The following is a 26522-nucleotide window of genomic DNA, read 5'->3' as shown; positions in this document are numbered from 1 at the left end:
TCAAATGGCTTGCTTGTAAAAGGACTTGCTGAAAATCACGTGGAGGATGGCGGTCGCGATCCAGCACGGTAGGATGCAGTACCAGGATGGAATTCCTTCCACCTTGATCAAATAGGATGCGATGGCTACCGGGATGAGCCAGGCAAGAGCCACCGCAAGGTTCATGCTCTTGCCGAGACCTTCCGCAGCGAACTGGCGGAAACCGGCCTTCTTGGCAAAGTACCAGTCGGCGAAGATCACCGCACCCATCGGTGCGAGGACCGTGCCGTAGAAGCCGACGAATCCGAGCAGCTTCCACGCGAACGCAGGAAACACGCCGGCGATGGTGGCGACCGATCCTGCGAGCAAGGTCATCGCAGTCCGCGACGACCCGGGGATCATCGCTTGGAAGGCAAGACCCGCCCGATAGATCGTCGGGTTCGCCGTCGTCCAACCGGCGACCACCACGCAGACGATGCCGGCCATGCCGGCCACGCTCGCAGCCATCGGTCCGGGGACCGGATCGGTGCTGCCGGTGGCGCGGATCTGAGCAGCCAGCATGAAGGCTGCGGCGACCCACGCCATGTAGTGACCCACGAACATGCCGCCCGCGGCTGCCCAACCCGACGAGGCCTTCCTCGCATAACGGAAAACGGACAGGTCGGCCATGCCGATGTGCATGGCGGAGTTGCAGAACCACGAGAAGAGAACCACTGACCAGAGGTTCATGGTGGAGGTCGCTTCAGCGCCTTGGAAATTGTCCGAAGTGACCTGGGCCAGCGCCTCCATGTCAGGCACCTTGAAGGCCTCCAGTGCAACCGGGATCAGATCGGGCTTCTGCTTGAGCAAGTCGAGCAATCCTTGGATCGAGGTCACCTCGAAAGGCTTCGCTCCCAGGGCTTGGGAATAGTTCACCGTGTTGTTCCAGATGCCGTTCAGACCTTCCCAGTTGGCCGCTCCAATCTGCTTGAGGGCGACGAACCCACAGGCGAGGAACACCAGGACCATCCAGGGCGACGCCACGTTCGCGAACCGCGCAACCGTCTCGTATCCCTTGGCCGCGACCACGGCGATCACCGCTCCCACCAACAGCACGATCACCACAAAGGCGGCACTGTTCGGATACACGGTCTCGATCGTTGGCATCTCGATCTTGAACGGAATCCCGACCGCCGTCGCCGACACCGTGATCATCGCCCCGGCTAGGAAACAGAAGAGGATGCCGTTCGCGAGGTTGTAGAACTTCACCAACTTGCCGCCCGCAATCTTCTCCAATTGATAATAGAGCGTCATGCGACCTCTCACCGCAATCGGCGCACAGATGTAGCGCCACGAAAGCACCGCAAGGAGGTTGCCGATCAGCAATCCCAGAAAGATGTCCTTCAACGCCACACCCGCCAAAAGGAACAAGGGCCCGATCATGAACTCGGTGCCAGCGGCGTGCTCCCCGGCATACATACCCCAGAATTTCCCGGGGCCCTTCAAGGCGGATTTTGGTACGGGAGTCCGTTCAAACTCCTCGTTGGCTGCGTGTTCCTGTTCAGACATGGATTTCGATGGATTTATCGGGAGGGCAAATTCACGAACCTGAGCCACAAGGTCAAGCCTGCATTATGAATCGTTTCATAGATCGTGCTTTAACTTCTTCCGAAATTCTGTCCTTCCTAGGCCCCGTGAACCTGTCCGTCCTTTCGAATCATCGATCACTCCCGCCTGTCCGCCGAGCTGCCTGGATCCTCGCCGCATGCGCGGGTCTCTCCGTCAGCGCTCCGCTGCAAGCCGCCCCGAAGGCGCCCGATATCGTCTTCATTCTCACCGATGACATGGGCTACAGCGATCCGGGATGCTTCGGTGGGGAACTGACCACGCCCACGCTCGACCGGCTTGCCGAGCAAGGCATCCGCCTCACCCACTGTTTCAACGGTGGCATGTGTGTGATTTCGCGGACTTCCTTCCTCACCGGTTGCGGTTGGCCCTCTGGTACCCGCAAGTTCTCCAAGACCCAGTTGCTCCCCGAACGGCTTCAGAAAGGAGGCTACCGGACAGGTCTGTTCGGCAAATGGCACCTCCCCGGGCACCCGATGGATCACGGCTTCGACCGCTTCTTCGGATTCCTTGGCGGGTTCTCCAGCCACTACTCGGGCGGCAAGGACTACCGGCTTGATCGTGAACCATTTACAGACTTCGGGAAAGACTACTACTCGACCGAGGCATTCACCGATCGAGCCGTCGACTTCATCGAAAAATCAGTCGCGGACGGACCCAAGGATCCCTTCTTTCTCTTCCTCAGCTACCAAGCCCCCCACAACCCACTCCAAGCCAGAGAGGCCGACATTCAAAGGCATCGCGGCAAGTACCGCGGCGGCTGGCAGGCCATCCGCGAAGCTCGGTTCGCAGGCCAGAAGAAACTCGGAATCATCCCTCCGACCGCCAAACTGCCCACCTACCCGGAAAACCTCCCGGACTGGGACTCACTGAGCGACGCTCAGGTCGATCTTGAGGATCTGCGCATGGCCACCTACGCCGCCATGGTCGAGGGGATCGATGCCGGTGTCGCCCAGGTCGTTCGCAAGCTCAGCGAACTCGGACGCCTTGAGAATACCCTGCTCATCTTCGCCAGCGACAACGGGGCCGACCCATTTTCATCGGCCGATCCAGCCATGCTGAAACGTGGTTTGCTGCCGGGAGACCCGGGATCGAATTTTCAGCCCGGATTCGGCTGGGCCTACGCCAGCGTCACCCCATGGCGCATGTATAAAATTGCCCAACACGCTGGAGGCGTCACCACCGGCGCAATCATCCATTGGCCGAAAGGAATCGCCCGGAGAGGAACCATCGCTCACACCGGGGTCCACTTCTCCGACCTGATGCCCACGATGCTCGAGTCCGCCGGGCTCCCGGCTGGCAAACTGGATGGCGAATCGTTCCTCCCCATCCTGCAGGGCAAGGAGTGGCAGAGGAAGGAACCGATGTGCTTCCAGTACATGGACAACCGGGCGATCCGCACCGCAGAGTGGACCCTCGCCGAGGTCGATGGCTCGGGCTGGGAACTCTACCGGATTTCGACGGACCCGCTTGAAACCGAGGACGTTTCAGCCGCTCACCCCGAAGTCGTCGATGCGCTCGGCAAGCAGTGGGAAACGTGGTGGAAGGACCAATCCGGCAAGGACTACAAGCCGAAGTCGACCGCCACCGGACCCCACTACACCCCTCAGGGAGACCGCGGTACCGGCAAGACCTACGTCCCCTCGGCCATGCCGAAGCGCCTGAAGCGATGAGCCCCCCTCAGTCCTCGACGGGCTTGATCATCGAGGCGATGGAACTCACCGGCACGCAATTCTTCACCACCATCTGCAGCGGACCCTTCGGCTTGCCGTCGTTGGACTCGTAGTAGATCGACTGGGTGCTTGCGACCATGCCCACGACCTGACCATCGGCGTTCAGGACCGGCCCTCCGGAGGACCCCTTGGCATAATCCGCCGTGATCGACATCCACGTCGACTCCCGCTGATTCTTCCGACCAGGACGCAGGTAGTAGCGGGAGACCTCGCCAAAGGTGTGCATGAAAAACCGGCGGTGCGGGTGACTGATCACCTGCACCTCGGTTCCGATCCCCGCCGGCTCAGCCAGCGACACCGTAGTCAAGCCCTCGGCACGGACGCGAAAAAGCGCCATGTCGGCCACCTCGTCGGCCGCCAGCACTTCCATCACCGGGTAGGTGTTGCCTTTCCGGTCACAAACCCCGATCGCACCGCCTTTCGCACCCTCGAGGACATGATGGTTGGTCACCATCAGGCCATCCGATCCAAGAGCCCAGGCCGTCGCCACCCCACCGACATGCCACTTGTCGCAATTCCCACACTTGTAGACCCCGCCGACCATGTAGACCGCATCCGCCGGATCCGCCCCGGTCGCGCTGGAAGACTTCACCTTCACCGCGACCGACCTTGGAGCCTTGCCCACCGCCTCCTTCAAGTCCTCAGCCTTCGGGATGGAATCATCCTCGCTGAACTCCCCCACTCCGGTCTGCAAGGCCGACAGAAGCTTCGAATCGTTGATCACCATGGGTTTCGCCAACAAGGGCAGGGCCGACAGCCACAGCAGGGAAAGGTATCTCATGCCGGAGATAGCGACATGAGCCCCGCCGCTTCTCTCGGAATCCACCCACCCGCTCATCTTTGGCGCAATTCCACGGAAAATCCGTTGGATTGACCTGGTCCAAGTGCTGGAGTAGGGCTGGCGGCCGATGAACTTCCGACGTGTCCTCATTCCCCTGCTCCTGCTCGTGCTCGGAGCCCATCAGGCGGCGGCCCAGGTGTCGGTCGACCTTCGCTTCGGCAAATCCAGCTTCCTCCATGGCGAACCCATCCCCATCACCGTTTCCCTCACCAATCTCACCGGACGGGATCTGAAGTTCCAAGGCACCACCGAATCGGCGTGGATCGACTTCATCGTCAATTCCACTCGCGGCGTGCCACTCACAGCCGTGTCGAAACCCGCCTTCGGAGCCGTCGTCATTCCCGCCGGTAAAACCGTGGCCAAGACCGTCGACCTCGCCAGCCTGTACTCCTTCCGCGAGTTGGGAAATTTCTCGGTCTATTCGATCGTCCGCCTGCCTGGACAAGGTCACCGCGGCTACCAGTCGCGCCGACACCTGTTCACCGTGAGCAGCGCCAAGCCGCATTGGAGCCAGGTCGTCGGCGTCCCGGGAAAACCCGGTAAAACCCACGAATACCGGCTCATTCAGTTCACCGGCGACACCAAGAACCAACTCTATGCCCAAGTGGCCGACGCCAAGACAGGTGCCGTCATCCGCACCCACCACCTCGGCGAAGTCCTCATGTTCCGCGAGCCCACCGTGACCATCGACGGCGACCTCACCATGCATGTCCTCTATTTGATCACTCCCACCTTCTGGGGCCACGCCCGCATCAATCCCGAGGGCAAATTCCTCGGCCGGGATTTGTACAAACCCACCAACGCCGGCGACCCGAAGTTGGCAAAAAATACCGCCGGCAAGGTGATTACCGTCGGTGGCATCCTCTACGACGCCAAGGCAGAAGCCGAAGCACGGGCCAAGGAACGCAAAGCATCCGACCGCCCCGCATTCATCTACGAATGAGGAGCAGAATGCCTTTACATAGCGGGAATTTTTGTTAATCAATCCAAACCTTCCAGAATCGTTTAGCTTCTCCCATGAAAGTCATCCTCCGAGCTGTCATCCTGCTGGCAGCGATCTCGCTCACCGTAGCGCAGGCGAAATCCTTCCGCACCGTGGTCATCGACCCCGGCCATGGCGGACATGACAAAGGGGGGCAGTGGGGCTTGGTTTACGAAAAGCACCTTGCCCTCGACACCTCGGCCCGCCTCGAAAACGAGCTGAAGAAGCGCGGCTTCCGCACCGTGATGACCCGTCGCAGCGACTACTTCATCTCGCTGCCGGAACGCGTCCGCATCGCCAAGAAGTATCGGGACGCCATCTTCGTCAGCATCCACTACAACTACACGTGGAAACAACACGTGCAGGGCCTCGAAACCTTCTACACCTCATCGCAAAGCCGCGCTCTTGCCTCCCTGATCCAGAGCGGCATGATGAGGAAAGTCCGCACCAACAACCGCGGAGCCAAATACGCACGCTACTACGTGATCCGGAATGCGACCTGCCCCGCCGTCCTCGTCGAATGCGGTTTCGTCAGCAACCGTCACGAGCGCGCCCGGATGAAGTCCGCATGGTGGCGCCAGGCACTCGCCGAAGGCATTGCCGACGGCATCGTGAAGTTCAAGAAACTTTGAGCCACGGAGCCGCTGCGGCGTCACGCCTCGTTCGATCCGGGTTCGCACTCGTCCCCGCACTCTGCTAGACCCGTGCCTGCCATGAGCGCAGTCACAGCAAGCCAGATGCGGCAACTCGAAGACCAGGCATTCAGCCGGGGAATCGAGGCGGGGTCACTGATGGACGAGGCAGGCAAGGGCCTTGCACGCTGGCTCCTCGACCACTTTCCACAGCCCGGCCGCGCGATCGCATTCATCGGCAAGGGCAAAAATGGCGGAGACGCGCTCGTCGTCCTCGACCAACTCCGGCGGGCCGGCTGGACCATCGCCCTCCGCGCCAGCCATCCGACCCACGAGTGGACCACGCTGGCGCGCCAGCGGCTCCGCCGACTCGGCATCGAGCCGGATCAGGGTCTCCCCGCCGGTCCGGGCCCACTCATCCTCCTCGACGGGCTGCTCGGCATCGGAGCCAGGGGCGCGCTCCGCGAGCCACTGGATGCACTGGCGGAAGAAATGAGCCGGTTGCGAAACCAAGCGGGGGGTATCGTCGTCGCCATCGATCTCCCCTCCGGCCTCAATGCCGACGATGGCAGCAGTGGCGGACTCGTCGCCGACATCACCCTCACCCTTGGCGCGCCAAAGATCGGCCTGCTTCAGGACGTCGCCGCGCGCTATTGCGGGCGACTGGGACTCATTCCCCTCGCCGGGCTGCCCATGCCCGACCAACCCGGGCTCGAACTCACCACGCCCGCCCTCCTTTCCCATCTCTCCACCCCCCGACCCCATGACTTCCACAAGGGGGATGCCGGTCGCGTTCGCATCCTCGCCGGCTCACCCGGCATGTCCGGGGCCGCCACCCTTGCCAGTCATGGCGCGCTTCGTGCCGGGGCAGGCCTCATCACCCTCTTCCTCGATCCAGAAAATCCAGCCACGCCACTGCCCGAAGTCATGACCAAGCGACTGTCGAAGCGCATCCCCGCACTCTTCGAGGACCGCTGTGATGCCCGGGTCATCGGGCCCGGCCTGGGCCGGCTGACCGCCCCGCAGGCGGAGGCCCTGCTCGAAGGCCTGGCACAAGATACGACACCTACCGTACTTGATGCCGATGCCCTCAACCTCCTCGCCGGATCCGACCGACTCGACCTGCTGCGCTCCCATCACCTGATCACTCCGCATCCCGGTGAGTTCGCCCGCCTTGCCCCCGACCTCGCCGGGCTTCTGCGCGAAGAGGCCGCCACCCGCTTCGTGGACAGGCACCCCTGCACCCTGCTTCTCAAGGGAACACGCACCCTCATCGCAACCGCCGGTCGCAACCCGAGGATCAACCCGACCGGTCATGCCGGCATGGCCAGCGGAGGGCAGGGCGACGTCCTGTCCGGAGTCTGTGGCGCCCTGCTCGCCGGCGGCCTGTGCCCACTCGATGCAGGAAGCTGGGCAGCATGGCTGTGCGGCCGCGCCGCGGAACGCGCCATCACCCACGGCGGTGAATCGGAGGAGTCCTGCACCGCCACCCACACCATCGACCACCTCGGTGGCGCCTTCCGTGACTGGCGCGAGCAACGCCGTTGATCATCAGCGACACTCGCCCGCCGTCTTTCCTCGACTCCCAACCCGTCCCATGGATGCTTTTCCTCATGGAATTCCTAACGGTCGCCACGTTGAAACAACAAGCCGATGACAAGGCCAAACGTTTCTCCGTGGATGTGGAGCTCGAGAGCCGGAGCGAGCGCGAAACCAAAAACGGGAAGCCCTACCTCATTCTCCACTTCGCGGATGCCACCGGCAGCTTCAAGCTCAACGCCTGGTCGGATGCCCCCCTCTTCGCCGCCGTCGCCGACATGCCCAATGGCACCGTGCTCCGACTTGATGCCGAGTGGACCCAGAACACCTACGGGCTGAACGCCACCGACCTCGCCTGGGAGCGTCTCGATGGCGATGCCCTCGAGGCCTTCTACACCGGGGACGCCGAAACCGTCACCCGCCAGCGCGAGGCATGGAAAACCATCACCACCCTCTGCAGTGAGATCCAGGACCCGCGACTCGCCGCTCTAACAAGCCACTTCCTCGACACCTTCGGCAGCCGCTTCAAACGCGCGGCCGCAGCACGCAGGAACCATCACGCCCGCCGCGGAGGACTCATCGAACACGTCGCCCAGATGATGCGGTCGGCCTCCGCCATCTGCACGGTCTATCCCGACCTGAACCGCGACCTGCTCCTCACCGGAGTCCTGTTCCACGATTGCGGCAAGTTGTGGGAAAACCAGTATCCCGAAAAAGGCTTCTCCCAGAGCCACACGCTCTATGGCGAAATGCTCGGTCACATCCCCCTTGGCATCGAACTCGTCAACAAGCTGTGGCACGACGTCGAGGAACTGCCCGCCTCATCCGGCTGGCTGACGGAAGAACCACCCAGCGAGCACGTCCGTCTGCACTTGCTTCACCTGATTGCCGCCCACCACGGTGAGCTCCAGTTCGGGTCGCCCACCCTTCCGCGCACGCCCGAGGCATTCGCCCTTCACCACATCGACAATCTCGATGCGAAACTGGAGATGGTGAAGGATGCCTACGCCGAGTCCAACGAACTCGCGGAGGGCATCTACGAAAAGCGCTTCCCCCTCCCGGCCAATCTGGTCCGCCCGCTGGGTCACTTCGAAGGCTCCCTCCCTCCTTCCCAGCCCAAGAGTAATCCGGACGACCTCCTGCTGTAAGGCCCCGCCATGGAAACTTCGACCGCCATCCTCACCCGCCTGACCAAGCTGACCGACACCAGCTTGATCGTGCACTGGTTTACCGCGGACTCAGGACTGGTGAAGACAGCAGCCAAGGGAGCGCGCCGACCGAAAAGCCCCTTCGCCGGCAAGCTCGACCTGTTCTTTTCCAGCGAGATCCACTGGAGCCGCGCCCGACGTGGCGACCTCCACGCGCTGCGCGAGTCATCACCATCCGCGTGCCGCGAAGGCATCCGGAAGAACTACGAAGCCACCCTGTTGGCCTCCTACTTCTGCCGCCTGCTTGAGGCCACCGTCGAACTCGAGCACCCCGAGCCCGATCTTCACGACCTCCTGCAGCGCGGTCTGGATCATGTCAATGAAACCGGAGCTTCCGTCCGCGCCCTTCAGCACTTCGAGCACGAACTCGCCCGCTTGCTCGGCATCTCACTGCATCCTTCCCAAGCCGCCGGAGCGCTCCGTGACGCCTTGGGAAAACTCCCGAACCCCCGGGAACAAATTCTCGAACGCCTCTCCGACCGCACAAAAAATCCACTTTCCTGATTCATATTTCACACGTAAATCGTATATACAAGTTATGGACTCCCCAACCGCCAAGCTCATCCAGATTCTGCGTGATCGCGTGGATCTGCTCGTTTCCGATGGCAACTATGATGAAGCCATCCACGCGGCCACTGCCGCGGTCGAGAAAGCCCAGCAGGCTCTCTCTCCAGACCTCGAAAGCATCGAGGAATTTGTCGCCACCCTCGAGCTTCGCGGCGAATTGTACCGCTCGCTCGGTCGCTACGAAGAAGCTCGGGAGGATTACAAGCAGGCCCTGGAGCAGCTCGAAAACCGCCCTGACCGCCTGCTTCAGGTTGCACGCATCAGCGCCGCCCAAGGCGCAGTTCACGATGCCTTGGGCCATCCGGAGCGCGCGAGCGAGCTTTGGGAGCAAGCGCTGAAACTGTTCGACGAGAACAACCCTCCGGCCCTTCTCGACGTCGCACTGATGGCGAACAATCTCGCCTACCTGAAAAAGGCTGCAGGCGATGTGGACGCTGCCGAGAGTTATTTCCTCCGCGCCCTTGAGATCTTCCACCAGGAACTCGGTGCCGACCACGAGGAGACCGCCACCGTCTCGAACAACCTCGGAGCTCTCTATCAGAGCGCCGGCTACCACGAACAGGCCCGCGAGATGCACATGATGGCCCTCGAAGCACGGCGCAAGCAATTCGGCGAAGATCATCCCGACACCGCCCAGTCGCACAACAACCTCGCTCTCGCCCTGCTCGAAACCGGCGACAAATCCTGGGCACGCCGCCATTTCGAAAAATCCCTCCACGCCTTTGAACTCCTCGGGGACGAGTTCCTCGAAGACCTCGAAGCCGTCGCTTCCAACTACTGTGAATTCCTCCGCGGCGAAGGTGAAACTGTTCTGGCCGACCGACTCGAGGGCCAGGTCCGCGGAAAAGCCGGAGTGTAATTTACTTAATGGATTTCAAACATCACGAGAGGGCGACTCGGAGAGCAGATAATTGTCTAGGATTGCGATTGAATGACCCAAAGGGGCAAATCGTCGCGATGGCGGTGAACTCGGGACAATCCAACGGACTTTCCATCAGCCAAATTTGACGGCAACTTATGTCGCTTTCTGGTCTATTTGATGATTTTTGAGACGAAGTTTTGAGATTCTCACGGAATCCATACCTACCGGATCACCCGCCATTCGCAGAGGGTTGAGTCGAATTCCGGATTGACTTCAGACCGCCACAGGCATTCTTGTTTGCCAACCAAGTAACGTTTCATAGGAAACGTTTCTCCGCTTGGCTTGTCACCACCCGGTCGACAACAAGCACTGAAACCCGCGCGAACCGGAATTCCAGAGCCCATCGTTCGCACTCAAGCAAACCCAACCCATCATCATGAACCCAATAACACATTCAAGCCGCAGCCTAACGGCACTCGGCGCGATCCTCGCCACAACCCACAGCGCCCTCGCTTATACGGTCGAAATCGATCCAGCCGGCGCCATTCCCGTCGAATACAGCGAAGTCTACTCAGTCAACTGGGACACCGATGGAGACCTCGAAGGCTGGGCCGCGAGCGGCCAATTCACCCTCGATCCCGGAACGCCGACAGGTGGCCAGATTCAAGGAACCACCACCGGCGGAGACCCGAACGTCAACATCAACGGACTGAACATCGAATCAGGCTTCGACACCATCATCGAAGTGGCCGTCACCAAAGCCATCGCGGACACCTCCCGTCTCGACATCTTCTGGGGCGACGCCAATGGCGGGATTTCGGGTGACCGCCGGTTGACGAGTGCGGAACCTTGGGCCTCCTCCTCGGACGGTCTGCCACACGTGATCCGATTCACCTTTGAAGGCGAGGCCTCGGGAGCCTTCACTCAGTTCCGCTACGACTTCACTGCAGCCACCGGACAAGCCACCTCTCTGGACTACCTCCGGGTCTACACCATCCCCTCTCCTGATCCTCTTGAATGGGATCCCACCCTTTCCGGCGGAGTTGCCCTTGGCGGCACCGGAACCTGGGACACGAACACCACATCCAACTTCTGGGACGGCTCCAGCCAGGTTCCGTGGCCAGCATCATCCACGGGGCTCGACGAGGCATCCTTCGGCGGCACCCCAGGTGTGGTCACCGTCGATGGAGGTGGTGTGACCACCAACGTGCTGACGGCGATCGCCGGCTATGAGTTCACGGGTGGCACCATCACCTTTGATGGCAATATTCCGGACATCAATGCCACCGGAGCTGTCTTCAGCGCTCCATTCGACATCACGAGCCCACAGGCGCTGTCCATCAACGGGGCCAACAACACCTTCGCCGCGTCGAACACCTTCAGCGGAGACATCTTTCTGAACGGGGCTCAAACCAACCTCGCGGCCGATGATGCCCTGGGCACCGGCACGCTGACGACGAAAGGTGGCAACATCTGGTTCGCGGCCATCGACAGCGACCGATTCGTCGGAAACCAAATCGCCTACCGCGGCAACCGTCTGATCATCGCCAGTGCTGCGTTTGGCGGTTACCCCAGCAGCTCCATCGGCAACGTCATCTTCACCGAAGACTTCGACTACTCACCCACCGCCACCCCGGGCGACATCTTCCTTCGCCGCGACATGGAAATCGACGGGGTGCTTAGCGGCTCGGGCATCGGAGGCAACGCCCTCAGGTTCGCCGGGGACTCGGGCAACTTCACCCTGAACAACCCTGCCAACACCTTCGGTGGTGGTGCCAATGATGCCATCAGGATCGAGAACGGCAGCTTCATCGAGATTGTGGCTGACGGCAGCTTGGGTGATCCCCTCAACTACTTCCTCAAGGCCGCTGGAGGAAATGGGGGCCTCCGCGTTCTCGATAGCATGACGGTCGATCGCGATGTCGTCATCAATGGCAACACCGTTTTTGTGCTAGATACCAATGGTTTCGATACGACACTCAGCGGCTTCGTCGACGGGCAGACCACAAACAACAGCCGGTTCTACAAGCGAGGCGCCGGCCGTCTCATCATGAATGCTCCCGGTATCAACAAACTCGGCGGCGGCTTGCAGATTGAGGAAGGCACGCTCGAGATCGCCCCGGGCACCACCGTAAATCACAATCCATCACAGTGGGGGGCCAGCCCGGGCCAGTTCGCAGGCACCACGGTCGAGCTGACCGGTGGCGAGTTCATCGTCGGCTACTGGGGACTCTCCCGCGACGGTGCCGGCACCTCCACCTTCACCCTCGACTCGGGCAACTACGTCAACACGCTGGAATTCCTGACTGCAGTCAATGGTGATGGCGTCGTCAATTTCAATGGCGGCACCGCCGACCTGAATCAGTTCTCGCTCGCAAATGGAGCAGGGCGGACCTCGACCCTCAACCTCAACGGGACCGATTTCAGTCTCAACTTCTTCAATGACCGCGGTGCGGTGGGGGACGAGGGCGACTGCGTCATCAACTTCAACGGCTCCACGATCACGGCAGAGAGCAACCGCGACACCGACCGTGGCTTCATCGAGAGTGTGACCACCAACGTGACATGCAACGTGCAGGCAGGCGGCGCTATCTTTGATTCGGCCGGGTTCGACCTGCTCATTGTGCCCGCGCTGATCCATGATCCCGCGCTTGGAGCCACCTTGGACGGCGGACTCACGAAGGAAGGCGAAGGCAACATCCTGCTCGCCGGTGCCAACACCTACACGGGTGACACCAATGTCGATGCCGGCTGCCTCAACCTCGACAACATCACCGCCATCCCCGACCTCACCAAAGTGAACGTCGCCGCAGGTGCCGGATTCGGTGGCATCGCAGGAGCTGGCAACCTCCTCGATGCGGACATCCAGTCCATCGTCGATACGGTCAACTGGGACGTCGGCGGAGGATCTTTCCTCGTCATCGACACCAATGGCGCGGATGTCACGGTGGCCGCCAACATCACCGGAGACATCGGCCTGATCAAGAAGGGCGACGGCGTCCTGACCCTCACGGGAACCAACACCTTCACCGGATCCACCGTGATCGAAGGAGGCTCCATCGTGACCCCAGGTGGCGAAGTCAGCGTGGACAGCATCACCACCGGACCGGGCACCAACTCGGGACTGAAGGTCACACTTGCCTTCACAGCCGACAGCGACGTCGACATCTACGCATCCGACGACTTGGTGAACTGGACGCCGATCGCGACCAACGTGGCTGCTTCACCCTACGAAGAGGACGATGTCGCCGACACCAAGCGCTTCTACGTGGTGGTGACCGCGGGCGAGACCTTCCCGCCAGCTCCATAAGCTGCGGAACAAAACTCCCGAACCATTCCAATCCGTCTCGTGGCATCGCCCACGGGGCGGATTTTTTTTTTGGTCGGCATGCATCCAGATGCCCGGCCGTTCCTGCCAGCATCGACCTCATCTGCAGGGAATCCCTTTCCCAGCCAGCAATTCCGCTTTAAGAGTCAGGCACCATTCCCCGTAGAACCTGATCTCATGACCTTCTCCCATCGATCCAAGCTCGTTTCTGTCTTCGTCGCACTCATCGCCTCAGCCGGCTCTCTTGTCGCCGAAGAAACCGCTCCACCGGTCGGCGACCCGGTGAACAAGGACATCGCCACGGCCATCGCCAAAGGAGACCTTGAGGACGTCCGGCGTCATGCCGCCGCCGACCCATCCTGCCTGAATCCGAAGGACCCCAAAGCGCGCGCCCCCCTTGACCTCGCCATCCTGCGCAACAAGACCGATATCACACTCGTCCTTCTTTCGCTGAAAGCCGACCCCAATCGGAAGGACAATTCCAAGAGCACCCCGCTGCACCATGCCGTGACCCGGAACAACCCGCAGATCGTCACCGCACTGCTCAAGGCCGGTGCCAAGCCCAATGAATTGGACAAGTCCGGCTGGACCCCGCTGCACCACGCCGCGGCCAAGAACCAACTCGAAACCACCAAGGCATTGCTCGACGGAGGCGCGGATCCAATGACCCTGAGCCTGCTCGGCGGCACCCCGCTTCACGAAGCGGCACCCGGTGGCAGCAAGGAACTCATCCTCCTCCTGCTCAAGGCGAAGGTCGACCCCTCCGTCCGCTCCAAGCAGGGAGTGACCGCGTTGGACCTGGCCAAAAAACACGACAACAAGGAAGCCATCGCCATCCTCTCGAAGTAGACCTGATTCCGGGCGGATGTAACCTTGGTGCAAGAAGTGGCGTACTTCGCGGCACAACATCCCATCTGCCATGAAACCGATCCTCCTTTCCCTGTCACTCGCCGGCATCCTGAGCGCCGGCGAGTTCCAACCCGACCGAGTCGCCCCGGATGCCAAGTGGTGGCTGCACGCCGACCTCGCCGCCGCCAAACAAACCGCTCCCGGTCAGCGCATGGTCGAGGCCATCGAAGCCAAGCACGGAGATCAACTCAACGCCCTCAAGCTGATGTTTTCGGTCAACCCCATGACCGACCTCGACAGCATCACCCTCTTCGGCGACGGCCGGAAGGACAAGGCCGTCGCCATCATTGAAGGGCGCTTCAACCGCAAACACCTCGAAGGCCTGGTCAAGGCCGCCGAAGACTACGAGCACCACACTCACGGCTCGTTCGGTGTTCACTCCTGGGAAGACAAGGGCAAGCGCCAGCATGCCGCTTTCGCCACCAATACCCTGCTGATCTTCAGCCACGAGAAATCCCTCCTGCATCAGGCTCTCGACGTGATCGAATCCGGCAATGGCATGACACCGGATCCATTCACCACCAACGGCGAGGGCAGTCCGTTTCTCGTCGGCTCCGCCTTGCTCTCGGAAGTCGAAATGGAGGGCGACGAATCCCGCCTGCTCGGCAAGGCGGACGCGCTCAAGATCGCCCTGCATGAATCCGGCGAGCGGATGGACGCCCGCATGCTGCTCGAGGCGGGAAACCCACGCGACGGCCAGCGCTTCAAACGCGTCATGGAAGGCATCATCGCCCTTGGCGAACTCAGTGATGCCCTGAGCGACTCCGGCGACATGACCTTCACCACCCGCACGTCCGGCGGAGGCCGCATCGTCAACTCGACGATGAGCATGCCATCGTCCATGATGGTCGAGTGGATGGAGGCCGAAGGCGCCTTCGACCTCGATGACGATTCCGAAACCTCGGAAGACTGACACCCTCGCCCCGCCGTGGCCGCACTCGATCCAGAAGATATCCAGCTCGCCCGCGAATGCCGGGCGGGCTCGCTGCCCGCCTACGACCGGCTGGTGGCCAAGTATCACGCCCGGGTCTTCGCCTTCCTCCTCACCCTGACCCGTCACCGCCACGACGCCGAAGACCTGACGCAGGAAACCTTCCTCCGGGCATGGCGAAAGTTCGACCGCTACGACTCGAAGCAACCCCTGCTCCCCTGGCTGTTCACCATCGCCCGACGCCTCTCGATCAGCATGCTGCGGAAGCGCAAGCCCATGCCGACCCCGGAGCCTGAGCAGGTCGTTCTCCCCGTGGAGCAGCCGGACACCTCCATCTGGAGGCTCGCTGAGGCCCAACTCAGCCGCGAAGCGTTCACCGCCTTGTGGTTGCACTACCACGACGAACTGCCACTCGCCCAAGTCGGAAAAATCCTCGGTAAGCGCGAAGGTGCGGTGAAAGTGATGCTCCACCGCGCCCGCAAGACCCTCGCAGGCCATCTCCAGCAGATGCGCAACCAGCCACCTCCCCTACCGGCCACACCCCCTCCTCTCCCCTCGATCTGGAACAGCGCCCAAACCACGCCATGAACGACTCCAATATCGATCAGATGCTTCGCCGCAAGCCCCCGACCATCGAGGTTCCCGCTTCCTTGGAAACCAAGATCCGTGCCCGGGTGCGGGCCGAGGTCGCCCCATCACCCACGGTCCGGTGGCAGTGGATCGTCCTTCCCGCCGCCGCGGTCCTCATGCTTGTCGCCTTGCTCCGCAACGAGGGCGACCACCCGACACCGCCCGAGCTCGTCCAAACGACGACGCCGACCGAACTGCCGACCGCAGAAGTGACCGAAACCGTCGAGGATCTCCCTCTCGTAGCCCGAAACCCCTTGAGCAGCGAAGCGCGAGCCCTGCGACGCGATGCGGAACGCACCGGCCGCTTCCTCATCAACTGCCTGCCGTCGCTGACCCAGGCCGAGTGACACACATTTCCCGCAAGCTCACCGGCATTGGCCCGGTAGTTAGGCAATGCGTTTCGTTGCCCTCATCGCCCTTGCTTTCACCACCTCCGCCCACGCCGTCGGTCTGGCTGACGGAGTGAAAATCGGAGAAGTCACTCCCGAATCCGCCGTCCTCTGGGCACGGCTTACCGCCGAGACCGAGGCCAACCACCGGGTCGACAAGTGGGATGCCGACCAGCTACACTGGACGGTTCCCGGTGCCGACGGCAGCCTGCACTTCGAATACTGGCCGAAGAATGATCCAAAAGACGTCGGGCAGACCGCCATCCACACCGTCACAGCGGATGACGACTACTGCCATCAGGTGAAGATCGACGGACTCCGTCCGGCCACCGAGTATCGCTACATCTGCTACGCCAAAGGCGCCGATGGGAGCCGGACAAGCATCCAGGAAAGCTTCACCACCGCCCCTGCCTCCGACGCCGCAGCTCCCATCCGCTTCACAGTTTCCACCTGCCAGGATTTCCCGCGCCGGGATGACCTGAAGAACGGCCACAAGATCTACCGCTCCATGGCCGCGCTGAAACCCGACTTCTTCGTCCAGACTGGAGACACCCTCTACTACGACAAGCCCGACCCCTTCGCCAAGGACATCGCCACCGCCCGCTACAAGTGGAACCGCCTCTACGCCCTACCCTTCCTGCGCGATTTCCACAGCAAGACACCAAGCTACTGGATGCACGACGACCACGACGTCCTCAAGGACGACTGCTGGCCGGGGCAGACCTACGGCGACCTCACCTGGGAGCAGGGCCTGAAGGTCTGGCGTGAGCAGATCCCCCAGTCCGAAAAACCCTATCGACAATTCCGCTGGGGCAAGCACCTCGAAATCTGGCTCCCCGAAGGCCGCGAATTCCGCTCACCCAACACCATGAAGGACGGTCCGGAGAAAAGCATCTTCGGCAAGGAACAGTGGAAGTGGCTGGAAAGCTCGATGACCGCCTCGGACGCCACCTTCAAACTCTTCGTCTCGGCCACCCCCGTCGTCGGCCCCGATCGAAAGAACAAGAAGGACAACCACGCCAATGCCGGCTTCGAGCACGAAGGCAACCGGCTTCGCAGCTTCCTGAAGAGCATTCCCGGCTGCTTCGTCATCAATGGCGACCGCCACTGGCAATACCACTCGATCGATCCCGAATCAGGCATTCAGGAATTCGGCTGCGGCCCGGCTTCCAACCAACATGCCGGTGGATGGAGTCAGGACAACAAGCGCCCGGAACACCAGTTCCTCCGCGTCAAGGGCGGCTTCCTTTCTGTCGAGATCGAGCCAAATCAGGCCACCGTGATTCACCACGATGTCGACGGGAAACCGGTGAACACCACCGTCATCGCTGCCCCTTCCAACTGATCCATCCACAGGGAGCGAACTCGTCGCATCACCCTTCCATCCACCGGCCGAGGGCGGCTTCTAGTTTTGCCCCACGCCTCACCTTGTAGGCGTCTCCCAGCTCCACGGTGGCCCGCTTGCCCGCGGAGTTCTGGAAATGGATCACCACCGGAGTCGCGCCGGGATGCGTCTCGATCACCTCGCGGATCTCCTCGAGGTCGCGCTCGGAATGCCGCGCCGGCCACAGCGAGAGCTCGACTGACTTCCCGTTGCTCCCCTTCCCACGCGTCTTCAGCTCGTTGAGCTCGGACCCGGTCAGGCGGCGCTGGTCCGTCCGGTCATCGATCTGGATCGATGCCTTGAAACGGATCACCTTGCCCGAAACCATGATCCCCGCATCGCGCGCCGGCACGAAGCTCTCGCCCCACACCACGACCTCCTTCGATCCCGTGAAATCCTCGACCACCAGCACGCCGAACGGCTTGCCTTTCTTCGTCACCTTCGCCTCCACACTCCGGATCATCCCCGCGAACGCATAGCGATCCCGCGGGTTCCCGAGCACGATGTCATCCACCAGGCCCAGCTTGTGATAGCGATCGGAGTCCAGCACCGTGCGGAACTTGTCCAGCGGGTGACCGGTGACGTAAAAGCCCAGCAATTCCTTCTCCGTGGCAAGACGTTCGTCCTTCGACCACTCCGCCACCTCCTCGGTGGCCCCCGCGTGGTTCTCCACCTTCGGCGCACCGCCGAACTCCATCGTGTCGAACAAGGCCACCTGACCCGCCGCACGATCCCGCTGGGCCGATGAGGCACTGGCACTCACCTGCTCCAGTCGGTTGAACATCCCCGCCCGGGTTTCACCCGTCCAATCAAACGCCCCGGCCTTCACCAGGTTCTCGAGGATCCGCTTGTTCACCACCTTGGAATCCAGGCGGTTCGCGAACTCATCGAGCGACTGGAACGGCCCGTTGGCTTCACGCTCCTTGATCGCCTGGTCCATGGCTCCCTCACCGACATTCTTGATCGCGGCCAGACCATAGCGGATCGCATTGGCACCCGATGGGGTTTTCTCCGGCGCGAAGCGGAGTTGGGATTCATTGAGATTCGGCGGCAGGATCTCGATCTGCATCCGGTGGCATTCCGCCACGAACACCGCGAGCTTGTCGGTATTGTTGATCTCGTTCGAGAGCAGCCCCGCCATGAACTCCACCGGGAAGTTCGCCTTCAGGTAGGCCGTCCAGTACGAGATGTGCCCGTAGCACGCGGAGTGGGACTTGTTGAAACCATAACCCGCGAACATCTCGATCTTCTCGAAAATCGCGTTGGCCAGCTTCTCGTCGATGCCATTGGTTTCCTTGCACCCTGCCACGAACTTCGTGCGCTCCTTCGCCATCTTGGCCGGGTCCTTCTTACCCATCGCACGGCGCAGAAGGTCCGCACCACCGAGCGTGTAGCCCGCCAGCATCTTGGCCGCATTCTGCACCTGCTCCTGATAGATCATGACCCCGTAGGTCTCGCCACAGATCTCCTCGAGCAAGGGGTGCTCGTAAAACGGCTTCTTGCCACGCTTCACCTCGATCATCTGGTCGATGAACTGCATCGCCCCGGGTCGGTAGAGGGCGAGAAGGTCGATGATGTCCTCGATCTTCTCGATCCCGTACTTGCGGCACGTCTCGACCATGCCGCCGGACTCCAACTGGAACACCCCCATGGTCTCCCCGCGGTTCAGGATCTCGAAGGTCTTCTGGTCCTCGAGGGAGATCTTGTAGATGTCGAAATCCGGAGTGTGGAGATGGATGTGGCGGATCGCGTCCTGAATCACCGTCAGGTTCTTCAGTCCGAGGAAGTCCATCTTGAGCAGGCCGACTTCCGTGATCGCACCCATGTCGTACTGAGTCACCACCTCGCCTTCACTGGCCCGCGTGAGCGGCACGTGATCGTCCAGGGGGCGGTCACCGATCACCACCCCGGCCGCGTGCACCCCCACGTTCCGCGTCAGACCCTCGAGCTTCAGCGCATAGTCCCACAGCTCCTGATAGGTGCTCGAGCTTTCGATCAACTCGCGCAACTCCGGCTTGGTGTCGAATTCCTTCTTCAGCTTCACCCCGGGCTTCGCCTCGATCATCTTGGCAATGCGGTCCGCCTCCCCGTAGGACACCCCCATCACCCGCGAGACATCGCGAAGCACGCTCTTCGCGCCCAGCGTGCCGTAGGTGATGATGTGAGAGACACTACGCTCACCGTACTTCTGGCGGACGTACTCGATCACCTCCGGGCGGCGGGTCTGGCAGAAGTCGATGTCCACGTCCGGAGGACTGACCCGCTCAGGGTTGAGGAAACGTTCGAACAACAGGCCGAACCTCATCGGGCAGATGTCCGTGATGCCCATCGTGTAGGCCACCAGTGACCCGGCCGCGGACCCACGACCCGGACCCACCGGGATGTCCTGCTCACGACCCCAGTTGATGAAGTCCGCCGTGATCAGGAAGTAGGACGCGAACCCCAGCTGGTTGATCGTGTCGATCTCATAGTCGAGTCGGTCGGTCAGCACCGGGTCCTTCGCCTTCGCCTCGCCATACCGCGTCACCAGACCTTCGTAGCAAACGCGGCGGAAATATTCGTCCCGCGGGGACCCGTCCGGAGAATCGAACTGCGGATACTTTTCCGAACTGGTCGAATCCAGCTTGATCTCCACATTGCAGCGCTCGGCGATCTCCAGGGTCGTGTCACAGGCCCCTGGAACCTCGGCGAACAACTGGCGCATCTCTTCCGCGGTCTTGAAATACACCTCGGCTGGGTAGCGCATCCGGTTCTCATCGATGAGCAACCGCCCCGTGCCGATGCAGATCATCACGTCGTGCGCTTCATGGTCCTCTCGGTTCAGGAAGTGCGCATCATTCGCCGCCACCGTCTTCAACCCGAACTCCGCCGCCAACTCGACCAGCTGGGGCATGAGCAGCTGCTGTTTCTCCAGACCATGATCGTGGATCTCCACGTAGGTATTCTCCTTGCCGTAGATGTCGATCAACTCAGCCAGGGTCTCGCGCGCCTTCGCAGGGTCACCGGCAAGCAGCCATTCATTCACCGGCCCGGACATGCAGCCGGTCAGGCAGATGATGCCTTTCGAAAATTCACGCAACGCCGCGCGATCGACCCGGGGCTTCCCGTAGTAGGACCCCTCCAGGTGCCCTCTCGAAACCAGCTTCTGCAGGTTTTGCCAACCCTCGTTGGTTTCCGCCAGCAAGGTCATGTGGGTCGCCCGTTTGCGCCCGGGCACGTCCTTCTTGTCCTCCATCTTGCCCGGCGCGAGGTAGATCTCGCAGCCGAAGATCGGCTTCACGCCCGCAGCCGTGCAGGCTTGGTAGAATTCGATCGCTCCGAACAGGTTGCCGTGGTCGGTCATCGCCACCGCCGGCATGCCCAGCTCCTTGGCCTTCCCCGCCAGCTGCTTGCAGCGGTTCATGCCATCAAGCAGCGAATATTCGGTGTGTACGTGGAGGTGAACGAAGGAATCTGACATCGGGACGACCGACTCTGCGCACGCCCGCACCGAAGGGCAAGACAGGGCGATATCCGACCTGCGGAAATCCACCTGAATCCCCCGAAACGCCACGAAAACGCAGCCTGCGAATCGCCCACAGCAGCCTGCTATTCAGCGAGTGGCACCACCGGCACCGGAGCATCCTGCTCCATCGACTCCTTCGCAGAAACCCCGGGCGTCGGCTGGCGGTGGGAGGCCATCAGGTTCGAAATCCGGCCAACCAGATCGATCCGTTCCTTGCCGGACCCCGCGGCCACCGGCTCCACCACCATCACAGGTGACACCGCATTCCGGGCGCAGGACGACAGCAGGAATCCAAGGGGAAGAATGAGCATGATGGCGCGGTTCATCCCTCCACCTACGACGCCTCAGTCAGGCGGATGAACCACCAGCTCGTGACAATCCCGTCACCCGGCTGCCGGCTGCATCAGCACGAAGGGCGTGACCACCACGGCGAGGAATTGATCGTCCCCGTCCTCCCACTGCTCGGCGTGCAGATCTCCGATGCGCACAAGATCCCCGCGGCCAAGCCACTCGGCGACCTGCTCGGTCTGGTCACCCGTGAAGGCCTTGGCCACCTCCTTCAGATCAAGCTCCGGATCCACCCACAGCAGGTTCCCGCTGCGAAAGTGGGGCTTCAGGTACTTCCAACCGACCTCACCCGTGTACTTGGCGATCTTCTCGTCATCGCTCTGCCCGTCCTCACCGAGCATCGCATACTTCATCCGCTTGTCCTCGTCGCTCACGCCTTCATCTTGCCGGGTTCTGACACCCGACTCAAGCCGACCTTTCCCGCATGCGAACTGGTCACGCCCCCGTGCCTCAGCTAGCCTGCGGGCCAATCCCTCCTCCCCATGCCTGAGTTTCACGTCGAAGAATCCATCGAAATCGCAGCGTCCCCCGACGACGTCTTCCGCACCGTCCGCGACTTCAAATCATGGCGCGCATGGTCCCCCTGGTTGCTGGCGGAACCGGACACGAAGCTGGACTACTCCGCCGATGGCTCGAGCTACTCATGGGACGGACAAATCACCGGAGCCGGATCGATGACCGTCGTTCACGAGGACCCGCCCCACTCCATCGACTGTGAACTTCGTTTCCTCCGCCCATGGAAGTCCACCAACACCACGGCATTCCGACTCCAAGCCACCGACACCGGCACCCGCGTCACCTGGACCATGCGGGGCTCCCTTCCGCTCTTCCTCTTCTTCATGAAGCGGAAGATGAGCGCCTTCGTCGCCGCCGACTACAGCCGCGGCCTCGCCATGCTGAAGGACCGGATCGAAACCGGAGACATCGGCTTCTCCCTCGATTTCCTCGGCATCGAAGCCCAGCCCGAATGCCAGTACCTCGGAGTCCGCAGCCAGTGCCCGATCCCGGAGATCGGATCCTCCATGGAACAAGCCATGGGCAAGCTCGCGAGCCAGGCAGAAGCCGCCGGCATCGAACCATCCGGCGCCCCCTTCTCGATCTATCTCGACTGGGACCCGGTGGCAGGAAGAGCCGCTTACATCGTTGGATTCCCCGTGGAAGCCATAGCCGCCAGGGCGCCGGAAGGCTGCACCTTCGGCTGCATCCCCGCCACCGACACCTTCCGGATCCGCCACACCGGAGCGTATCGACATCTCGGCAACGCCTGGGCCGCAGGCATGATGCACCAGCAAGCGAAGGCTTTCTCCCCGAATCGGAAGATCCCCCCATTCGAGATCTACGGCAACGATCCGCAAAGCACCCCGGAGGAGGAGCTCGTGACCACCCTCCACTTCCCGACACAGTAGGCCGCCCATTTGGAGGTTGAATTCCCGGGCCTCCGACCAATGGTCTCCGCCCATGAACTTCGACGCGGTCCTGTTTGATTTCGATGGCATCCTCGTGGACACCGAGTGGGCCATCTACGAGGCATGGCTGCGAACCTTCCAGCGCCACGGACACGACCTCCCGATCGAAATCTACACCCGCTGCGTCGGCTCGGATTTCGATACCTGGTCACCCAAAACCCACCTCGAGGACCTCACCGGCAATAGCTTCGACTGGCACCAACTCGACGCCGATCGCCAGGTGGAAATCCGCGCCGACCTCGAAAAGGCCGGCCCCATGCCCGGCGTCGTCACGCTTCTCGAAAGACTGCGCGCGAAGGGAACCCCCATGGCCGTCGTCTCCAGCTCGAACCACGCCTGGGTCGATGGATGGCTCGACAAGATCGAGCTGCGCGATTTCTTCCACACCACCGTGTGTCGCGGCGACGCTCCACGCATCAAGCCCGCCCCAGATCTTTGGCTCGAAGCCATCCGCCAGCTCGACAAGCCCGCCGGGCGCTGCCTCGCCATCGAAGACTCACTCAATGGAGTGAAGTCCGCCAAGGAAGCAGGCCTTCAGGTCTGGGCCGTCCCGAATCGCACCACCGCCAGCCTCGATTTCTCCACCGCCGACCGCGTGCTCGACTCGTTGGAGTCCCTCTGAGGACGCGCCCCCCTACCCCCACGGCGAAACCAGCGGACGCCCTAGCGAAGCGCAGCCTCTACCCGCTCCAGCAGCGCGCTCCCGGTCAGCTCATTGGCCTCCAGTCTCTGCTTGTCGGGAATCTTGACCGAGATCAGATCGACCTGCCGCAGCGAGTCCAGCTTGAGCAAGGATGCGAGGTCGGTCTCTGAGCTTCTGCCGACCAGATAAAAGTCCTCCAAGCTGGCAAGCCCGCCCCAGTCATCCCAGTCCACCATCGCAGGGCAGCCGTTGATATTGGAACGACGGAGAGCCCGGGCAACGGAAACCTGATCGACCCCGGTCAGCTTGACCAAACCCCTAAGACGCAGGTCCTTCAGAGACGACAGCCCGCGAAAGGACAGCTTCTCGACCACAGGCAGGCCTTCCAGACGCAGGGCTTCCATTCCGGTGAGTGCCGACAAATCGGAGACATCGGTCAGCGCATCCATCTTCTCGATGGCCAAGTACGACAACTCTCCGAGATCTCCGATCCCCTTGAGCGATTTGAGTTTCGGCAGCTTGGATAGCTCGAGCCACCGCAGCCCATCCACACCAGCCAGCCCGGGTAGGCTGGATTCCTCCGTCCACACCTCAATCCCGAGCCCATACAGCTGCTCCTGGGCCTCCCATACCTTCCGCGCATGCATCGCGTTCCCCTTGACGCGCAAGGTCCGCAGCCGGGTGGCGCCTCCATGCCCGGATTGCGATGTCTCCCCGTAGCATGAGATGCCCACGTGTCTGAGCGATGACATTCCCTCAAGCTCACCGAGGTCACCATTCAGATACTCGATCTCATGCAGAAACGGCAAACCTCCCGCCTGCTTCCACGCCACCACCTGCTCGACACTAGCGAAACGGAGGAAGCTCACCTTCTCCATCACAAGCGGTGACCCATCGTCTTTTTGGGAGTCAATGCGGCTCCCCACGCGCACCAGACCCGGCAAGCGCCGGACCAGGGCCGGCGGCACGCTGAAACCATCGATCGAATGAAGTCGGCTCAGCCCCACGAGGGACTCGAGTGATGCCGGAGTCGAACAACGGACCGACATCGCTTCCAGCCCCTTCATTCGGCTGAATCCGGCGAAGCTGCTGCTGCTCCGCATTCCCGTTTCAAGGAATTTGAGACGACTCATCTTCGCCAGCACCCCCGAATCATCCAAGGTCGAGGTGAAGGCATTCCCGGCATCGAGGCACTCGATCGACGACAGCTCGCCAAGCGTGTCAAAGGACTGGAGCTGCCCGACATTGAAATAGACCGCCTTCATCCGCCGAAGCCCGGCGAGTTTTGAGAAATCGCTCCGGTGATCCACCTGCACGGTCACCGCCAGCGGATCCAGCTTGGCAAGCAACGGACGCACCGGGTCAATCTGACTGAGCATCACACTGCTGACACTCTCCACCGGCCCCACCTCAGCCACGAGCTTGTGGAACTTCTCCCGCTGCTCGGAATCGAGGGCGCTGGATCCACCACCACTCCCCACGGAAACCCCCACCAGTTCGCGCGCGGATGTTCCTCCCTTGCTGCGATAGAGGAAAACCCCCTCCGTATCGAAGTGCCACTCCGGCGCCCCCTTCCACTGCAGAAGGTGGCTGCCTCCGCCGAATGCCCCCGCGGAAGTATCGACCCGGATCCACGCCCCAGGAGGCAGGTCGGCCTCCCACGTGTAGGCATCCAGTCGATGAAATGCCCCCGGCATGCCCACCGCCCTGGGCGTCTCTTCCATGTATTCCATCCGCACCCGCAGGGGTTTCCAACCGGCCGGATGACGATTTGCCGCAGCCACCTTCGTCGCATACGACTGATCCTCATCGGACAGTTTCGCCAGCGGAAAAGTCACCGTTTTCCCGGACTCCAGCCGGAGCGTGATACTACGGGCGTCGGAGGACACCCATTCGCCTTCCACTTCGCGCCCCGAGGTATCCGTCCACGTCCTCGCCTCAAGCGTCGCCAGACACAACGTCACCAACAGAAACCGAGCCACCTCCGAAACACACATGGTTTCGGATCAACCACAGATACCGGCGACAGGTCAACTTCAGATCCCCCGGCTGCACCTGCAGCACCGGCCACGATGATCAAGCGCGCTTCACCTTGAACCGCATCACCAGAGGACGGTGGTCCGAACTCTCGAAACGATCGTCACTGTGGCAATCGATGACCTCGATGCCTCGGGTGAAAATCCGGTCCAACCGGAGGTCCGGGTTGAAGCCATCGATCAGATTCAGGCGTCGCAGCCACTTCGGAGCGGGTGAATGCTCTTCACCAGCCACTTCCACTTCAGAAAGCCCCATCGCCTCGGCTTTGTCGCGGAGCATCTTGAGCCGGGCTTCACTCCACGTGTTGAAGTCACCACACACGATGGCCGGCGCTCCCGGTGTCTTCAGCGCGGCGAACACCTCGTCCAGCTGCATCGGGAACACGGACTCGGTCACGAAGTTCAATCCGTGGCAATTGATGATCTCCACCTCGCCACCACCCTGGATCGGCATGGCCGTGCGCAGCGACATCTTCGGGGAAGCCACATACATCTCCCGTCGCGGCGAGCGCAGAGCGACGGCACCGCTCGCCGGAAGCGACTGATTCGCAATCGTCAGGACGCCGGTGGACTGCCGGGACAGCGGGAAGCGCCAGCTCGGAGCGTAGTGGCCGCTGATATCCTCCCGGTGCAGATCCTTGATCTTCTCGTAAGTCGACGACCGCACCTCCTGCATGCAGAGAATGACACCGTCTTCCTCGGGGATGTCCTCCATCAACAGAGCGACCTCCTCCTTGAAGCGCTCATGGCTCGCTTTGTGCACATTCCAGCAGATGAAATGGGAAACCTGATCCGTCTCCACCACGCCCGCTTTCTCGGGAGAACCGAGCGAAGCGACCTGGGAAACGGAGAAGCAGCCGAAGGAATTGAAGGCCAGAAGCAGGCCAAGAATGAGACGGTAGGTCCGGTAAATCATGGGGTTTTACTGCGAAACCCACGGCCCCGCCGGAGGGCAACATCCCCAGAAACGCCTCCGGTGCCAGCGAAAAAACCGCCCCTACGTGG

22 protein-coding genes are annotated in these 26522 nt (G+C 61.7%); 15 read left to right on the top strand and 7 right to left on the bottom strand.

Features of this window, described 5'->3' with window-relative positions; genetic code table 11:
- Positions 1-1527 carry a purine-cytosine permease family protein gene (locus tag JIN81_RS16455; RefSeq protein ID WP_200282435.1) on the bottom strand — a complete coding sequence of 509 codons (1527 nt, stop codon included), beginning with the start codon at positions 1525-1527 and terminating at the stop codon, positions 1-3.
- A gap of 125 nt (positions 1528-1652) precedes the next feature.
- Between JIN81_RS16455 and JIN81_RS16450 the strand changes: the two genes are divergently transcribed.
- Positions 1653-3257: a sulfatase-like hydrolase/transferase gene (locus tag JIN81_RS16450; protein ID WP_200282432.1), complete on the top strand. Its 1605-nt coding sequence runs from the start codon at positions 1653-1655 to the stop codon at positions 3255-3257.
- Between the two features lie 7 nt (positions 3258-3264).
- Here the strand turns inward: JIN81_RS16450 and JIN81_RS16445 are convergent, their stop codons facing one another.
- On the bottom strand, positions 3265-4098 hold the full coding sequence (locus tag JIN81_RS16445; protein WP_200282429.1) for a S1 family peptidase: 834 nt from the start codon (positions 4096-4098) through the stop codon (positions 3265-3267).
- Positions 4099-4225: 127 nt separating this feature from the next.
- Between JIN81_RS16445 and JIN81_RS16440 the strand changes: the two genes are divergently transcribed.
- The 12 genes from JIN81_RS16440 (at position 4226) to JIN81_RS16385 (ending at position 17480) form a co-directional block, all read left to right on the top strand.
- Entirely contained in the window at positions 4226-5101 is an 876-nt protein-coding gene (locus tag JIN81_RS16440; RefSeq protein WP_200282426.1) for a hypothetical protein, read from the top strand.
- A 74-nt stretch (positions 5102-5175) separates the two neighbouring features.
- Complete coding sequence (locus JIN81_RS16435; protein ID WP_200282423.1) at positions 5176-5772, top strand: N-acetylmuramoyl-L-alanine amidase family protein; 597 nt, start codon at positions 5176-5178, stop codon at positions 5770-5772.
- Positions 5773-5853: 81 nt separating this feature from the next.
- Complete coding sequence (locus JIN81_RS16430) at positions 5854-7320, top strand: NAD(P)H-hydrate dehydratase (RefSeq protein WP_200282420.1); 1467 nt, start codon at positions 5854-5856, stop codon at positions 7318-7320.
- Positions 7321-7385: 65 nt separating this feature from the next.
- Positions 7386-8459 (top strand): HD domain-containing protein, encoded by a 1074-nt coding sequence (locus JIN81_RS16425; protein ID WP_200282417.1) that lies wholly within the window; start codon positions 7386-7388, stop codon positions 8457-8459.
- Positions 8460-8468: 9 nt separating this feature from the next.
- The gene (gene recO, locus JIN81_RS16420) at positions 8469-9023 is read left to right on the top strand and encodes a DNA repair protein RecO (RefSeq protein ID WP_200282415.1); all 555 of its coding nucleotides are present in this window, start codon (positions 8469-8471) and stop codon (positions 9021-9023) included.
- A 34-nt stretch (positions 9024-9057) separates the two neighbouring features.
- Complete coding sequence (locus JIN81_RS16415) at positions 9058-9945, top strand: tetratricopeptide repeat protein (RefSeq protein ID WP_200282413.1); 888 nt, start codon at positions 9058-9060, stop codon at positions 9943-9945.
- Between the two features lie 439 nt (positions 9946-10384).
- Positions 10385-13258 (top strand): autotransporter-associated beta strand repeat-containing protein, encoded by a 2874-nt coding sequence (locus JIN81_RS19535; protein WP_325100901.1) that lies wholly within the window; start codon positions 10385-10387, stop codon positions 13256-13258.
- A 195-nt stretch (positions 13259-13453) separates the two neighbouring features.
- Positions 13454-14125 carry an ankyrin repeat domain-containing protein gene (locus tag JIN81_RS16405; RefSeq protein ID WP_200282411.1) on the top strand — a complete coding sequence of 224 codons (672 nt, stop codon included), beginning with the start codon at positions 13454-13456 and terminating at the stop codon, positions 14123-14125.
- A gap of 70 nt (positions 14126-14195) precedes the next feature.
- Positions 14196-15098 carry a hypothetical protein gene (locus tag JIN81_RS16400; protein WP_200282408.1) on the top strand — a complete coding sequence of 301 codons (903 nt, stop codon included), beginning with the start codon at positions 14196-14198 and terminating at the stop codon, positions 15096-15098.
- Positions 15099-15113: 15 nt separating this feature from the next.
- A complete protein-coding gene (locus JIN81_RS16395) occupies positions 15114-15704 on the top strand; it encodes an RNA polymerase sigma factor (protein WP_200282406.1) in 591 nt (196 codons plus the stop codon).
- Positions 15701-16093 carry a hypothetical protein gene (locus JIN81_RS16390; protein WP_200282404.1) on the top strand — a complete coding sequence of 131 codons (393 nt, stop codon included), beginning with the start codon at positions 15701-15703 and terminating at the stop codon, positions 16091-16093. Before JIN81_RS16395 ends, JIN81_RS16390 begins: the two co-directional genes overlap by 4 nt.
- A 46-nt stretch (positions 16094-16139) precedes the next feature.
- Positions 16140-17480 carry an alkaline phosphatase D family protein gene (locus tag JIN81_RS16385; protein WP_200282401.1) on the top strand — a complete coding sequence of 447 codons (1341 nt, stop codon included), beginning with the start codon at positions 16140-16142 and terminating at the stop codon, positions 17478-17480.
- Positions 17481-17508: 28 nt separating this feature from the next.
- On the opposite strand, the gene dnaE is transcribed toward JIN81_RS16385, so the two are convergent.
- The 3 genes from dnaE to JIN81_RS16370 all read right to left on the bottom strand — a co-directional run bounded on the left by dnaE (position 17509) and on the right by JIN81_RS16370 (position 21746).
- The gene (dnaE, locus tag JIN81_RS16380; protein WP_200282399.1) at positions 17509-20979 is read right to left on the bottom strand and encodes a DNA polymerase III subunit alpha; all 3471 of its coding nucleotides are present in this window, start codon (positions 20977-20979) and stop codon (positions 17509-17511) included.
- A 128-nt stretch (positions 20980-21107) separates the two neighbouring features.
- Positions 21108-21335: a hypothetical protein gene (locus JIN81_RS16375; protein WP_200282397.1), complete on the bottom strand. Its 228-nt coding sequence runs from the start codon at positions 21333-21335 to the stop codon at positions 21108-21110.
- Between the two features lie 72 nt (positions 21336-21407).
- Positions 21408-21746, bottom strand: coding sequence for a DUF2288 domain-containing protein (locus JIN81_RS16370; protein ID WP_200282395.1), 339 nt, complete (start codon positions 21744-21746; stop codon positions 21408-21410).
- Between the two features lie 108 nt (positions 21747-21854).
- Here JIN81_RS16370 and JIN81_RS16365 point away from each other — a divergent pair, with 108 nt between their 5' ends.
- Positions 21855-22778 (top strand): SRPBCC family protein, encoded by a 924-nt coding sequence (locus JIN81_RS16365; protein ID WP_200282393.1) that lies wholly within the window; start codon positions 21855-21857, stop codon positions 22776-22778.
- Positions 22779-22830: 52 nt separating this feature from the next.
- On the top strand, positions 22831-23460 hold the full coding sequence (locus tag JIN81_RS16360; protein WP_200282391.1) for an HAD family hydrolase: 630 nt from the start codon (positions 22831-22833) through the stop codon (positions 23458-23460).
- Positions 23461-23501: 41 nt separating this feature from the next.
- Here the strand turns inward: JIN81_RS16360 and JIN81_RS16355 are convergent, their stop codons facing one another.
- Positions 23502-25478, bottom strand: a complete 1977-nt coding sequence (locus JIN81_RS16355) for an SHD1 domain-containing protein (RefSeq protein ID WP_200282390.1) — start codon at positions 25476-25478, stop codon at positions 23502-23504.
- Between the two features lie 79 nt (positions 25479-25557).
- Positions 25558-26433 carry an endonuclease/exonuclease/phosphatase family protein gene (locus JIN81_RS16350; protein WP_200282388.1) on the bottom strand — a complete coding sequence of 292 codons (876 nt, stop codon included), beginning with the start codon at positions 26431-26433 and terminating at the stop codon, positions 25558-25560.
- Positions 26434-26522 lie beyond the last annotated feature (89 nt).

It is taken from the genome of Haloferula rosea, from assembly GCF_016595525.1.
Taxonomy (GTDB): domain Bacteria; phylum Verrucomicrobiota; class Verrucomicrobiia; order Verrucomicrobiales; family Akkermansiaceae; genus Haloferula; species Haloferula rosea.
The sequence above is the reverse complement of the archived record's forward strand: the minus strand, read 5'-3'. Positions and strand labels throughout refer to the sequence as shown.

What these genes read in the sequence shown, in the direction of transcription:
- JIN81_RS16455 (WP_200282435.1), bottom strand. Translation starts at nt 1,527, where the DNA reads ATGTCTGAACAGGAACACGCAGCCAACGAGGAGTTTGAACGGACTCCC.
- JIN81_RS16445 (WP_200282429.1), bottom strand. Translation starts at nt 4,098, where the DNA reads ATGAGATACCTTTCCCTGCTGTGGCTGTCGGCCCTGCCCTTGTTGGCG.
- JIN81_RS16440 (WP_200282426.1), top strand. Translation starts at nt 4,226, where the DNA reads ATGAACTTCCGACGTGTCCTCATTCCCCTGCTCCTGCTCGTGCTCGGA.
- JIN81_RS16435 (WP_200282423.1), top strand. Translation starts at nt 5,176, where the DNA reads ATGAAAGTCATCCTCCGAGCTGTCATCCTGCTGGCAGCGATCTCGCTC.
- JIN81_RS16430 (WP_200282420.1), top strand. Translation starts at nt 5,854, where the DNA reads ATGAGCGCAGTCACAGCAAGCCAGATGCGGCAACTCGAAGACCAGGCA.
- JIN81_RS16425 (WP_200282417.1), top strand. Translation starts at nt 7,386, where the DNA reads ATGGAATTCCTAACGGTCGCCACGTTGAAACAACAAGCCGATGACAAG.
- recO (WP_200282415.1), top strand. Translation starts at nt 8,469, where the DNA reads ATGGAAACTTCGACCGCCATCCTCACCCGCCTGACCAAGCTGACCGAC.
- JIN81_RS16415 (WP_200282413.1), top strand. Translation starts at nt 9,058, where the DNA reads ATGGACTCCCCAACCGCCAAGCTCATCCAGATTCTGCGTGATCGCGTG.
- JIN81_RS19535 (WP_325100901.1), top strand. Translation starts at nt 10,385, where the DNA reads ATGAACCCAATAACACATTCAAGCCGCAGCCTAACGGCACTCGGCGCG.
- JIN81_RS16405 (WP_200282411.1), top strand. Translation starts at nt 13,454, where the DNA reads ATGACCTTCTCCCATCGATCCAAGCTCGTTTCTGTCTTCGTCGCACTC.
- JIN81_RS16400 (WP_200282408.1), top strand. Translation starts at nt 14,196, where the DNA reads ATGAAACCGATCCTCCTTTCCCTGTCACTCGCCGGCATCCTGAGCGCC.
- JIN81_RS16390 (WP_200282404.1), top strand. Translation starts at nt 15,701, where the DNA reads ATGAACGACTCCAATATCGATCAGATGCTTCGCCGCAAGCCCCCGACC.
- JIN81_RS16385 (WP_200282401.1), top strand. Translation starts at nt 16,140, where the DNA reads ATGCGTTTCGTTGCCCTCATCGCCCTTGCTTTCACCACCTCCGCCCAC.
- dnaE (WP_200282399.1), bottom strand. Translation starts at nt 20,979, where the DNA reads ATGTCAGATTCCTTCGTTCACCTCCACGTACACACCGAATATTCGCTG.
- JIN81_RS16375 (WP_200282397.1), bottom strand. Translation starts at nt 21,335, where the DNA reads ATGCTCATTCTTCCCCTTGGATTCCTGCTGTCGTCCTGCGCCCGGAAT.
- JIN81_RS16365 (WP_200282393.1), top strand. Translation starts at nt 21,855, where the DNA reads ATGCCTGAGTTTCACGTCGAAGAATCCATCGAAATCGCAGCGTCCCCC.
- JIN81_RS16360 (WP_200282391.1), top strand. Translation starts at nt 22,831, where the DNA reads ATGAACTTCGACGCGGTCCTGTTTGATTTCGATGGCATCCTCGTGGAC.
- JIN81_RS16355 (WP_200282390.1), bottom strand. Translation starts at nt 25,478, where the DNA reads ATGTGTGTTTCGGAGGTGGCTCGGTTTCTGTTGGTGACGTTGTGTCTG.
- JIN81_RS16350 (WP_200282388.1), bottom strand. Translation starts at nt 26,433, where the DNA reads ATGATTTACCGGACCTACCGTCTCATTCTTGGCCTGCTTCTGGCCTTC.